Below are 12,078 nucleotides of genomic sequence, written 5' to 3' on the forward strand. Positions count from 1 at the left end.
CTCATTTCAACGGCATGATCTGGTTAACGATAAACTCGGCTGCTTCCGCCGGTGTCATCTCCACAGTGTTGACCCGGATTTCAGGGCTTTCTGGCGGTTCATAAGGGCTATCGATACCGGTAAAATTCTTCAACTCTCCGCTACGAGCTTTCTTATACAGTCCCTTCACATCGCGCGCCTCGGCAACCTCCAAAGGAGTATCGACAAAAATCTCGATAAACTCTGCTTCAGGCAGCATTTCGCGCACCATTTTTCGTTCGGCCCTAAAGGGGCTAATGAAGGCAGTCAGCACTATCAGTCCCGCATCAGTCATCAATTTGGCCACTTCACCCACACGACGGATATTCTCGATCCGGTCCGCCTCGGTAAAACCAAGGTCCTTGTTGAGACCATGCCGCACATTGTCGCCGTCGAGCAGGAATGTATGACGGTTCATCAGATTGAGGCGTTTCTCTACCTCATTGGCTATCGTCGACTTTCCGGATCCCGAAAGGCCGGTAAACCACAGTACGCGCGGCGTCTGGTTTTTGAGGAGCCCATGCTCTTCCCGTGATATTGTTGTTGGTTGCCAATGCACGTTATCGGCGCGGCGCAAGCTGAAATGCAACATACCCGCCGCAACAGTCGCATTGGTAATCTTGTCGACCAGAATGAAACCGCCAAGCTGTCGGCTATTAGCATAGGCCTCGAAAACAATCGGCTTGTCCGTATGCACTTCGGCCACACCAATCGCATTGAGTTCCAACGTTTTGGCCGCAAGATGCTCCATCGTGTTGACGTTTATTTCAAATTTTGGTTCCTGCACCGATGCGCTGACCGTTTGCGTGGCCAGCTTAAGCCAATAGCTGCGCCCCGGCTTCAACGCTTCATCACTCATCCAGACAATGGTGGATTCGAATTGATCAGACACTTCTGGCGGATCACCAGCAGCGGCAATCACATCACCGCGCGAACAATCAACTTCGTCTTCCAGAGTGATGGTGATCGATTGACCCGCCACCGCTTCATCAAGCTCGCCATCCAATGTCACGATGCTTTTCACTCTACTGTTTTTACCCGATGGTATCATCCGAACCGGATCCCCCGGTTTGATGGTACCTCCGGAAACAAGACCTGAGAAACCACGAAAATCGAGATTAGGTCGATTGACCCATTGTACGGGCATACGGAACGGTTTGTCCTGTGCAGCGGTTGCTGCAATCTCGATATTCTCAAGATGGGAGATTAGCGCAGGACCATCATACCACGATGTATTTGCCGATGGCGCCTCGGTAATATTATCGCCTTTGAAACCGGAAATCGGGATCGCGGTAAAACTCTCTATGCCGATTTCAGATACAAATTCGCGATATTCCGCGACGATCGCATCAAAGGTTTCCTCACTAAAATCCACCAGGTCCATCTTGTTCACTGCCAGAATCAAATTCTTGATGCCGAGCAGATGGGCCAAATAGGAATGGCGTCGTGTCTGAACCAATATGCCCTTGCGCGCATCCACTAGAATAACCGCGGCATCCGCAGTCGATGCCCCCGTGACCATGTTGCGCGTATATTGTTCGTGGCCTGGCGTATCGGCAACAATGAACTTGCGCTTCTCGGTCGCGAAGAAACGATAGGCGACGTCAATGGTAATACCTTGCTCACGCTCTGCAGCGAGGCCGTCCACGAGCAAGGCGAAATCAATCTCTTGGCCCTGCGTACCCGACTTCTTGCTGTCCGCTTCCAATGCCGCCAGTTGATCTTCAAAGATCATCTTGCTGTCGTAGAGAAGCCTACCGATTAATGTGCTCTTGCCATCATCCACGCTACCACAGGTTATGAAGCGCAGCAGTTCCTTGTTCTGATGCTGCGCGAGATAGGCGTCAATATCTTCAGCGATCAATGCCTCGGTCTGATAAATGGGTTCTTTTTCGGTATGTTCGGTCATCAGAAATAGCCCTCCTGCTTCTTCTTCTCCATGCCGGCACCACCTTCATCTTTATCAATGACGCGCCCCTGCCTCTCGCTGGTCGTGGTCAAGAGCATTTCCTGAATCACTTCAGAAAGAGTCGATGCGGTACTCTCAACCGCGCCCGTCAGCGGGAAACAGCCCAATGTCCTGAAACGGACAGAACGCGTTGTAATTTCGGGCCTATGCCCCATGACCTTTTCCAGCCGATCAATATCATCAGCCATGAACAGGCCGCCTTCATGCATATAGGTTGAACGCGGTGCAGCGAAGTAGAGCGGTACAATTTCGATATTTTCTGCCAAGATATATTGCCAAATATCCAGCTCGGTCCAATTGCTTATCGGGAAGACGCGGATACTCTCCCCTTTTGCCTTTTTCGCATTGTAGAGGTTCCACAATTCAGGCCGCTGGTTTTTGGGATCCCAGCCATGGCTGGCGGTTCGGAATGAAAATACACGTTCTTTCGCACGGCTTTTCTCTTCGTCACGCCGCGCGCCACCGAAGGCGACATCAAAGTCGTGCAGATCAAGCGCCTGCTTCAACCCTTCGGTCTTCCACATATCGGTATGAAGTGGACCGTGATCAAACGGATTGATTCCGCGTTCCTTCGCTTCCGCATTTTGATGGACGATCAATTCCATCCCGGCATCCTGCGCTGCCTTTTCACGCAGCGCGTACATATCCTTGAATTTCCAGGTTGTATCGACATGCAGCAGGGGGAAAGGAGGCGGAGATGGATAAAATGCCTTCTTGGCGAGATGCAGCAAAACAGCGCTATCCTTGCCAACACTATACATCATCACCGGCTTTTTTGCATCAGCCATCACCTCACGCATGATGTGGATCGCTTCGGCCTCAAGCCGTTCTAAATGAGTCAATATCCGGGTCACATGTCAGTCCATTTCCAATGATTCGAAGCCCTATTAGCTGCTTTCTGCTCGCATACAGTTCCCAAATGGGATATATGCGAGAAATGGCTGTAATTCTTAGTGAAGAACATGATCTGATCGCGGCACTGCACCGTGGCACTCTGGGCGCGCCTCCATGGGAAGATTTTCTGGAACAGTTGCGCCGCAGAACCGCAGCAGACTACGCTAGTCTCCTTTTTCAGGGTGACCATGATTGGCTCCAATCCATCCAAATTCCAGCACGCAATCATGGCTCTGAAGATATAAACGGAATCTACCATCAGAACTTCGGAAGCTCCAAAACGCCTCCACATAATGCAATGCGGCCCAACCGGGTCTATTCCTTGGACGAATTGATTGATTCCGACGATCCCCTTCAAAATCGTTTCAAAGCATTGTTCATGCAGGATGTTGATATCAGCTTCGCCCGCAATATGCGGGTGGCGGAACCCAATGGCGGGCAAATCTGGATTTCGCTTGGACGCAAAAACAGTGATTTTTCAGCAAGTGATGGGGCCCTATTAGGTTCTCTAGCCAACCACCTTGCCATCGCGGCAGGCACCCATTCCGAGCTGGAGCGGCAACGGCTAAAGGCGGGTATTTCCGCGGATGCGATCATGCGTCTCAACTTCGGTTGGTTCATGCTGGATGGGGCCGGCAGGATCATTGATATGAGCGAGCAGGCCGAGGCGTTGGTGCAGGAAGCCGAGACTTTGCGCAAATCGCCTGACGGCCGCCTGATAGTGGAGCAAGCCGATGCGCAGGGCATCTTACGCAAATTCCTGACGATGCGGCAAGCTGGCGAAAGCGCTGTCCGAACCGTCCATCTTTCCGATGAACCATGGCTGGATATGTTGCTGACCAATCCGCCAGCGGATTTAACCAGCACCCTTCAGCCTGTCGCAATAGCCTTTATTCATGGTGAACGATCCAGCAGCATCGATCGCGGCCATCATTTAGCCAATCTCTTTGGCCTCACGCTTCAGGAGGCGCGGCTAGCGCTCCATATCAGTCGCGGCGTATCGATTAGGGAAGCCGCAACGCTGCTCGGCCTAACCCATGAAACCACGCGCCTATATTCGAAGCGTATCTATGCAAAAACCGGAACGCGCGGTCAGGCAGATCTTGTACGGCTCATCTTGGCGAGCATCGTCGCATTGACCTAAGATAGTTATAAATACAGTTCGTAGCGAAATATCCCGAAGAGCTGGATATTAAGAAAATCCAACGATTTTTTCCATTTTTTCTCGATCAATCTTCAATGGGTCACCGCCAGCTTTCGTGAACCGGCGCCATGCGACAGCGACCTTGTTCTGCTTGGTGGTTGCCAATGGATGGTGGCGCGGGTGATATTTTTTTGAAAATGTCGGCAGGCAGTACCAGACCATTTTCGAAAAGCTGACGGTAATGAATGATAGCGCCTTCACTGCTGAACCTGGTCGCTTAAAATAGCCTTCGGCCTTGCACATAGCCAGATAGGCTTTGAGCACTTCAGTGGCTATATGCAGCAGCGCTTTTGCGATCATATATTTGCGATACCATTCATGATCAGCATATAGATATTTATAGACTTCAAACGCGACCGCACCGTGCTCTACCTCTTCAACCTGGTGCCAAACCCACATCGCTTTCATTGTCGGATCGGAATCAGCCATCCATTCTTCATAACTGGCCAAGACAATCATACCGGCTAGGAAAGTGAACGTCTCATACCCTGCGGTAAAGCCAACCAATTCCTTCAATTCCTGTTCTTTGGCCCATTGGAAGAAATCCTGCTTGTTGCGCAGTTCCATTTCCCCCACCTTCGGATAACGACGCGCCATGATCTTGTTAAACTCTATAAAATTCCGAGCGTGATGGGCCTCTTGGCCGATAATGGCCTCAACATCTTTGGCCAGCCCCTCATCTTTGATGACTTTGAGAGCTTTGGTCATGGTGCGGACGAGATATTTCTCAAAATAGGGCACATGCGCGCTAAATGCGTTCAAAAAAATTGCAGCATGGGGTGAGGACTGACTCCAAAGCACCGCTTTTTCGTCTAGCTCTTCAGATTGAAAATCGAGGGGCCGAATAGGAATGTCGTCCATGGGATGGCCGAGTTCCGTCGCCTTGCTAGATTCCTGTAACATCTCACTCTCCAATATTTATGGATGAAATATTGCACGTTGCTCGGTCGATGTCCCCAACCTTTAGTATGGTTCGGCTTTCAATCGGCGTAAACCTCAGCCCTCAAGCAATAAGATTCCTTTGCCTCGCGGAAGCGATGGCCGCAGTTCGGTTTCTTACGTCTAGCTTTTCATAGATATTGTGCAAATGCCATTTCACCGTCGGGACCGAAACCAAAAGTGTCTCGGCCAACTGGTCATTTGCCATTCCTGCGGCGAGCAAATTCAGGATTTCAGACTCCCTTTTCGTTAGCTGTTCGATAACAGTGCTTTCCAAGCCCTGATCGGATTCCTGAGGAGACTCCATCGGATTACCGGTCAGCGCTTCGAATATCTTCCGCTCAAACTCGACGGTTTCCGCTAGATAGCTGGTCGACGTTTGAGAACGTTGCTTGACGATGATTTCAAGCATTTCGACTATGGGCCCACTGTTTTCAATAAACGGCGCCGCGAACTCTTCATGAGCGGCCATTTCTGTAGCAGCCGCAAAGGCCCGGAGAGCTTCACTTTCCCGATCTAGAGACCATAAGCACAAGGCGCGTAAAACCGTGAGTTCAATCAACGAACGGCCACGCTGCCTTGATTTCGCACGACTCGTCAGATCGGTAATGATGGTCAGTGCCTGTCCGTATTTCTGTTCCGCGAGCAACAATCGCGCCTTCATTTCGCGCTGCAACAGAAGCGAGACTTCACGCTGATAGTCGACGCCGAATATATTCTCTCCATCGATAAAGCCCCACCGTCGACCGACCGAAAGGGCCTCATCATTCCGGGAGTTTCTGATCAGGAGCTTCACCTGCTCGGCAGCGAGAAACACAGCAATCCGTGGCGTCTCTGAGACAAGACCGGATTCTTGACCGGATTGAAGTAGCGCTATGGCCTCGTCAATCTGACCATTGGCTGCCAAAATCCTAGCCTCCGTTTTATACAATATCAGGCGGGGTTCCATTGAACCCAATACCGATATGAAGCTGGAGCTCTCACCGAGGCTGGCTCTAGCGCCAGCAAAGTCTCCGCGATCGCAGAATATCTCGGCAAAAAGAACAGAGATTAATGTATTGGCGTGGGACTGGGGACCCATGAAACGGGAAGCCCTCTCTCGACCTTTTACGAGATGTGAATCTGCTTCCCGCAACCGCCCAAGTTTGACGCACAATATCGCGCTAATCCAATCGGCCCAGACAATCTCATAATCTGCCTGCGCTTCCAGGCCCAACAAGCGGCCTTTTTCAGCAACTTCCAAGCCTTTTTCAAATTCCAGATTGGCGATACAGCTGTAGGAAAGAGCATTTTGCAGAGCACCTCGCTGAAAACAGGTGGCTTCGGTCCATTTCGACAATGCCGCTTCGGTAAAATCGCGTGCTTTTTCTGAAGCATCGCCAGTAGCATAGGATATGGATTCAATGACATCTATTAGACATTGCGTGCTATATATTTCTCGCTCTGTCAGGTCCCATCGGCCATCGTCTCTTTGACCCAGATTCTTCCCAACATTCTCAGCAATTTCTCGGGCCTGCACGCATGAACGTACGAACATCAGTGACCAGGCGTGGTTTAAACCGATAAACGGATGATGATCGTGATACGAAACCGGTAACCGCCGCATCCAATCCAATATCGTCCGATGATCTCCTAGATGCTGCGCTACATTAAGCCCTTTTTCTGCGATCAGTTCCGCCGCTTCGGGAAACCTTTCTGCCGACAACAAATATTGGATGGCTTCGGTGTTAAACCCCTCCTCCTGAAACCAGTCGCTGGCTCGACCGCAAATCTTTTGATAAAGTTCCTCGTCTGCCCCCCGAAGTTCCGAAATTAGGAACTCAGCGAATAAGTGATGATATCGGAACCAGACCCCGTCCTCATCCAGTGGGATAAGAAACAGATTGTTGGTCCGCAAATATTCTAATACTCCTTTGGCATCCTCCTGTTCCGTGACTGATGCACAAACAGCGCTATTCATCCTTGCCAGCGGAGCGGTACGGAGGAGAAAATCCTGAACAGCTACGGTCTGTATCCGGAACACACTTTCCATCAAATAGCTTGATAGATTTTGATTGGCGCCGGTGAAGTTCTCAATCAGTTCGTTCGCGTTATTGGCACTATTGCTGAGCGCCAACGCAGCCAGTTGAAGGCCGGCAGCCCACCCTTCGGTTGTTGTGGTCAGCGACTGTACAGAATCTCGCCCGAGCGGAAGGCTGTTTATATCGCAAAGCATCCGCTCTGATTCTTCGACCGAAAAATTCAACGCTTTTTGGTCCAGTTCCAGCGATGTTCCGGCAATCTTCCGTCTGCTGAGCGAGAGTGGGATTTTCGACCTGCTGGCGACGATGAGGCGCACCGTTTTGGGCACAGCGCCAATGAAACTATCCAGTCCCTCGAGGATTGATGGTTCCGTGATATGCTGAAAATCATCTAGGAAGATAAAAGCTGGTGAGGACAATTGGCTGATATCTTCACAAATTGTTCTGAAAATGACTGACGGTTCTCCAATATGGTTGGAGTCAATCATTTGATATGCTCGCTCTCCCAATCTCGCCTTTATCTGCGATAGTCCCGCAGTAAAATAGGAGAGAAACGCAGAGAGTTCATCATCCTCGCTGTCGAGACTGATCCAGCAGGATGCATGGCCTTGAAGGGCAATCTTCTGACTCAGCTGGCCCATCAAAATGGACTTTCCGGAGCCAGCAGCACCCGTAATAGTGATGACGTTGGCGGGACTGTCATCGCTTAGCACGGCATGGATCAAACGCTCTCGATCAACCGTATTCGATCCTGGATTGTAGGCGGCTAGCTTTGTGTTGATCAAACCAAAACTGCGCGAGGTGTTCTGATTTTCCGACATGGTTGGAATAATGTCTTCCCTTAAGCTCCGCCTACTAACTAGTCCTCTGCAACATCTTTAGAAATGCCTTTTATCATGACAATCACGACGGCGATTAGAACCAGCGCGCCGATAAAGGCAGGAGTGAAGGCGAGCACACCTGCCCAATTGCCTTCTCCCAAACTATTGTCACCCAACGATAGCCCCCGATTAGGGGCAAAGACGCCGAACACATAGAAACAGGCATTTCCCCAAATCGTCAATATCGTTCCATAGGCCACAAATTTCTTTGCTGCGCGCGTCAACGTCAATTTGGGCAAAGCCAAAGCGAAAATTATTGCCATCAAGCCATTCATAATATTCCCGACATGAACAGCCTTCCACGCAGCGGGTGTACCGGGAATCTGATAATCCAAAACCAATGGAACGGGTGACAGGGAGATACCACCCAATATGCTGAATATGAGCAAGAAGCCCCCGATCAAGCCAATCAGGCATATCGTGAGGCCATTAAGGAACATAATTCTCTGAAATCTCGTCAACATTATCCCATCCCCTTTTGTTTTTTATATCATTGCACAATATTGGCGCCTCAAGAAACGCTACATTACTGCGCCCATGTGGCAAGCGTCCCCAACTGCCCTAAAACCTGCATTTGATCGCGGCTCGGAGCCCTAGAATTTTCGGCCGAGCGTAACACCAAATATGACCGGATTGACCTTAACATTGTTGATATTGACATCGCCAATGTTGGACGTGCCGACAACCAGGTCGGTTTTGAGATCAACGTACCAAATCGCCGCATTGAGCAGCCATTTGTCATCAAGCATCACATCAGCACCCGCCTGAAGGGCAATACCCACAGAATCATCAACATCGATGGTTGAGGCACCTGCAGCGCTATTGTTAAGCGCATCACTAGCTTTGCCGCCGAAGAACATCGTATAGTTCAGACCGACACCGACATAGGGTTGAAATTTCGATTCCGGTTTGAGCGGATAATATTGGATCGAAATTACTTCGGGCAAATATTTTGACGACCCGATGCTCGGGCTCCCGGTGGCCAGCGGCACGCCGCCGGATAATTCAGCATCCACCGTAAAGGGAAGCGCCAAAATGCCTTCGATACCGATGTGATCTGTAATCATATAGGTGATCGACCCAGCTGGCTGAGCAGCGCCAGATAATTTGCTTACGTTGGAATTTGGTAACGGCGGAACCGTGACCACAATATCATCACTGGTCTCTTTCGTCGGCGCGACCACCGCGGCACCCAAGCGGACAATCAAATCACCAGATTCATGCGCCTGCGCAGCCTGCGGAATCAAAAGTCCAGCCGCAACCGCGCTGCATAAAAGCCTCTTCAACATCAAATATCCTCCCCCAAATCATCCGGCCCAGCTCTTTTGAGCTATTCTCGCAGCCTGTTTAGTGGACATCTCTTGGACCGAAATTGAGGCAGAGACCCCAAACTAAAGGATGGGGTTGGCTAAGTTTTGAAACATTGAAATTGCAATGGTGCGCGACGCAGTTCGTCGAGAATGGGTCTCAAGTGTGATTTTCCCTGTTAATCAGGGAATGTGCAAGGAAATCCCTGCAATCATGCATAAATCCAAGCTGCGCCGACGCCCTAAACGTACAAATTCCTCGAGCAATGCACATCATTGGGATTCTTAGACCCCAAAAAATAACAGTGAATTGCACAAGCATAAACGGGGAAATTGGTTCTCTATAACAAAGCTCGATAATCAGTCTAATTTCGTTTGAGTGAACCGGGGTTGATTTATCGAAGTAGAATTTCAATCTCAATTCCCGTGAAGAAGATCTCCAAGAATATTCGCGATTTTCTTCGATTCTTAGCCAAGTACTCTCACGATACGTCCAACCAAATCAAGCACAAGGCAATAGTCTTTGACATTTTCGGCCATTTTGGAGTTTTTTGAAGGCCCTAATTTGGGGGTGTTATTTCGCTGTGGGCCTCTATTAGTCGATCTTTCTTAACCTCTGGGCAACTGCAAATCCGATCATGCGTCCAATTGACAACAGCAAAGCAAGCAGTCAACTTCCTCAATAGGTGGAGGAATAAATTGAAAAATAGAAACCCAATTTCAACGTTGGTGATAAGCAGCTTTGTAGCTCTCTCGATTTTCGCGAGTACAAGCGCCCATGCAGCGCAGCAATGGACTACTAGTCGCGAAATTATGTACATTTACCCAAGCACGTCAGGATTGACCTTCAGGCTCACTGGCACTCAAGTGAATATTGGCAGTCCATGCGAAAGCAATCGCTTCATATTGCTGAAAACTATTCCCAACTACGATGTATTGGCAAGTGGATTGATGCTTGCTTTTGCATCAAACCATATAGTGATGGTGAATTATGAAGACACTACCATCACACACTGCGATACGCAGGTAAATCGACTTCTTGTACAGCGACAATGATATGTTCTGATCATATCAGGTAGGTTCGTTACTCAACCGCAATCTACAAACAATTTCTCCAGCGCACCAAAGGCCAAATAGTCCGTTTTTCTGCTGTCTGTTGTCTGTTGCGCATGGCGATCCCATACAAGCGGTCAACGCGATTCGTGAAACAAGGAGCGTTGAATGTTAAGCTATCTGAGAAAATTCAAACATGTTGCTTTTGCAGGAATTCTGGTTGCAAGTTCCGCTCCCGTTGCCGCATGGGATGGGACGACGACCGGGAAGGTGACGCAGATAGATATCACCACTCCCGGCCCCAATTATGATTTCAGGGTATATCTGGAAGGCTTTCCTGGTCTTTGCACAGCTGGTCATACTTGGGCTTTTATTAATACCGGCGATACAAACTATGAGACTATAGCTTCAGCGTTGATGCTTGCATATTCGACTGGGAAAACAGTCACAATTTATACAAATGACAGTACCAGCGGATATTGTAAAATTGGATATGTCGTTTTGCGGCCATAGTCCTGAAGTTAGGCTTTGTATGGCAGTCGCGTGACAAAATTCAAACTTCAGTTGAAGCGGAGTCGGATGATATTCCCGAAACTTGAGGGTGATTTGCGGCTCATATGAAAATGCGTTCCAAGCTATTCATCCATTTTGCTTCTCTCAACCATCTGCAGGGTGTGAAGTCCGACTGGACTTCTAAGTTTTTTGGAGCATGGTCGTTGGAGTGAGTTAAGGCGATTGTAGGGTGCCGTCTTGTCAATTGATCGAGCGGTTGAATAAAATCTGCGATTTTGCAGGTAAATGCACTGATCACGATAATATAAGTATTACCCTTTTTTTGAATTTTGCCATTTTCAACCAATTTGTTTGATTGTCAATTTTACGCCTGTTGACATGCATGGTCATCCATGACAACTTCTGCAAAGTAACAGGGGGCTCTATGACATTTGCGGACAGGCTCAGTTTTCTTGTCGCTATAAATAGCAAAGACAATGTTCGTAGATTAGCCTCTGTCTTTAATAACCCTATCTCCATAGCATTGATTGCGCTTTGCGTAGGTAGTCCTGCACTGGCGCAAGGCACGACTGCTTATGAATATGACGCGCTCGGCCGATTGATTGGAACGACCACGACCGGTGGATCAAACGATGGTCTTGGGACTGTCTATGAATATGATGCGGCAGGGAACCGCAAACGTGTTGAGGTTACGGGAAGCAGCGGAACGCCCGGTGGACCAGGCCGTTTCATCGTGCTGCCGATAAACGGGTTTCTCGTGATCCCGATCAAGGGCCCATCATACTGACAATCTTTAACTAGTCGCAAGGAATATTGCAGTGAAAAAACTATTTTCGGCAGTGTTGGGAATTGCAGCCATGTCAATCCCTTCTACTGCAAGCGCCGCCGGCGGTTGGACCAACGACGTCATACCAACAAAAGTAGAGATCGTTCGTAATCAAGGCTTCCTTATATTTGGAGCATTTGGTAATCTTGGCTCTACGCCTTGCGCCACAGGAGATCCTGTTTGGGTAGCCAACACCCATAGCGAATATACTGAATTACTTTCCAGCGCACTAACCGCAGTTGCGGGCCAGCTGAAACTCAGAATCTATGCGCATAACTGTGCGACTGTGTCCTGGCACGGGACGGACTACAACCAGCTTACCAGCAGCGGCGCGATGTATGTTTCAAGATGATGGAACCGTGATCGATAGGTAGGGAACCCAAGCGCACGGGAAATTTAACAATTAGCAAGTTTGGAAGTTAGATGGATATCCAAAAGTCAAGAATTCTGATG

Annotated in this window: 10 protein-coding genes; 4 read left to right on the forward strand and 6 right to left on the reverse strand. The window is 49.3% G+C overall.

Annotated features, from left to right (window positions below; genetic code table 11):
* Position 1 precedes the first annotated feature (1 nt).
* Positions 2-1,927, reverse strand: coding sequence for a sulfate adenylyltransferase subunit CysN (gene cysN, locus ABJG22_RS12070; protein WP_348020521.1), 1,926 nt, complete (start codon positions 1,925-1,927; stop codon positions 2-4).
* A complete protein-coding gene (gene cysD, locus ABJG22_RS12075) occupies positions 1,927-2,841 on the reverse strand; it encodes a sulfate adenylyltransferase subunit CysD (protein ID WP_348020522.1) in 915 nt (304 codons plus the stop codon). The genes cysN and cysD overlap by 1 nt, the downstream gene beginning before the upstream one ends.
* A gap of 83 nt (positions 2,842-2,924) precedes the next feature.
* Between cysD and ABJG22_RS12080 the strand changes: the two genes are divergently transcribed.
* Positions 2,925-4,025, forward strand: coding sequence for a helix-turn-helix transcriptional regulator (locus ABJG22_RS12080; RefSeq protein WP_348020523.1), 1,101 nt, complete (start codon positions 2,925-2,927; stop codon positions 4,023-4,025).
* Between the two features lie 48 nt (positions 4,026-4,073).
* Here the strand turns inward: ABJG22_RS12080 and ABJG22_RS12085 are convergent, their stop codons facing one another.
* From ABJG22_RS12085 to ABJG22_RS12100, 4 genes are all read right to left on the reverse strand, one after another.
* The gene (locus ABJG22_RS12085) at positions 4,074-4,988 is read right to left on the reverse strand and encodes a metal-dependent hydrolase (protein ID WP_348020524.1); all 915 of its coding nucleotides are present in this window, start codon (positions 4,986-4,988) and stop codon (positions 4,074-4,076) included.
* 100 nt (positions 4,989-5,088) lie between these two features.
* Positions 5,089-7,866 carry a LuxR C-terminal-related transcriptional regulator gene (locus ABJG22_RS12090; protein WP_348020525.1) on the reverse strand — a complete coding sequence of 926 codons (2,778 nt, stop codon included), beginning with the start codon at positions 7,864-7,866 and terminating at the stop codon, positions 5,089-5,091.
* Positions 7,867-7,904: 38 nt separating this feature from the next.
* Complete coding sequence (locus tag ABJG22_RS12095; RefSeq protein ID WP_348020526.1) at positions 7,905-8,390, reverse strand: hypothetical protein; 486 nt, start codon at positions 8,388-8,390, stop codon at positions 7,905-7,907.
* Positions 8,391-8,519: 129 nt separating this feature from the next.
* Positions 8,520-9,215, reverse strand: coding sequence for an OmpW family outer membrane protein (locus ABJG22_RS12100; protein ID WP_348020527.1), 696 nt, complete (start codon positions 9,213-9,215; stop codon positions 8,520-8,522).
* Between the two features lie 1,239 nt (positions 9,216-10,454).
* Between ABJG22_RS12100 and ABJG22_RS12105 the strand changes: the two genes are divergently transcribed.
* From ABJG22_RS12105 to ABJG22_RS12115, 3 genes are all read left to right on the forward strand, one after another.
* Entirely contained in the window at positions 10,455-10,799 is a 345-nt protein-coding gene (locus ABJG22_RS12105; RefSeq protein WP_348020528.1) for a hypothetical protein, read from the forward strand.
* Between the two features lie 523 nt (positions 10,800-11,322).
* Complete coding sequence (locus tag ABJG22_RS12110; protein WP_348020529.1) at positions 11,323-11,586, forward strand: RHS repeat domain-containing protein; 264 nt, start codon at positions 11,323-11,325, stop codon at positions 11,584-11,586.
* Positions 11,587-11,617: 31 nt separating this feature from the next.
* On the forward strand, positions 11,618-11,977 hold the full coding sequence (locus tag ABJG22_RS12115; RefSeq protein WP_348020530.1) for a hypothetical protein: 360 nt from the start codon (positions 11,618-11,620) through the stop codon (positions 11,975-11,977).
* Positions 11,978-12,078 lie beyond the last annotated feature (101 nt).

Origin of the sequence: Parasphingorhabdus sp., from assembly GCF_039939955.1 — a bacterium.
Lineage (GTDB): Bacteria > Pseudomonadota > Alphaproteobacteria > Sphingomonadales > Sphingomonadaceae > Parasphingorhabdus.

Coding starts and splice junctions, on each gene's coding strand:
- cysN (WP_348020521.1), bottom strand. CDS start 1,927: ATGACCGAACATACCGAAAAAGAACCCATTTATCAGACCGAGGCATTG.
- ABJG22_RS12080 (WP_348020523.1), top strand. CDS start 2,925: ATGGCTGTAATTCTTAGTGAAGAACATGATCTGATCGCGGCACTGCAC.
- ABJG22_RS12085 (WP_348020524.1), bottom strand. CDS start 4,988: ATGTTACAGGAATCTAGCAAGGCGACGGAACTCGGCCATCCCATGGAC.
- ABJG22_RS12090 (WP_348020525.1), bottom strand. CDS start 7,866: ATGTCGGAAAATCAGAACACCTCGCGCAGTTTTGGTTTGATCAACACA.
- ABJG22_RS12095 (WP_348020526.1), bottom strand. CDS start 8,390: ATGTTGACGAGATTTCAGAGAATTATGTTCCTTAATGGCCTCACGATA.
- ABJG22_RS12100 (WP_348020527.1), bottom strand. CDS start 9,215: ATGTTGAAGAGGCTTTTATGCAGCGCGGTTGCGGCTGGACTTTTGATT.
- ABJG22_RS12105 (WP_348020528.1), top strand. CDS start 10,455: ATGTTAAGCTATCTGAGAAAATTCAAACATGTTGCTTTTGCAGGAATT.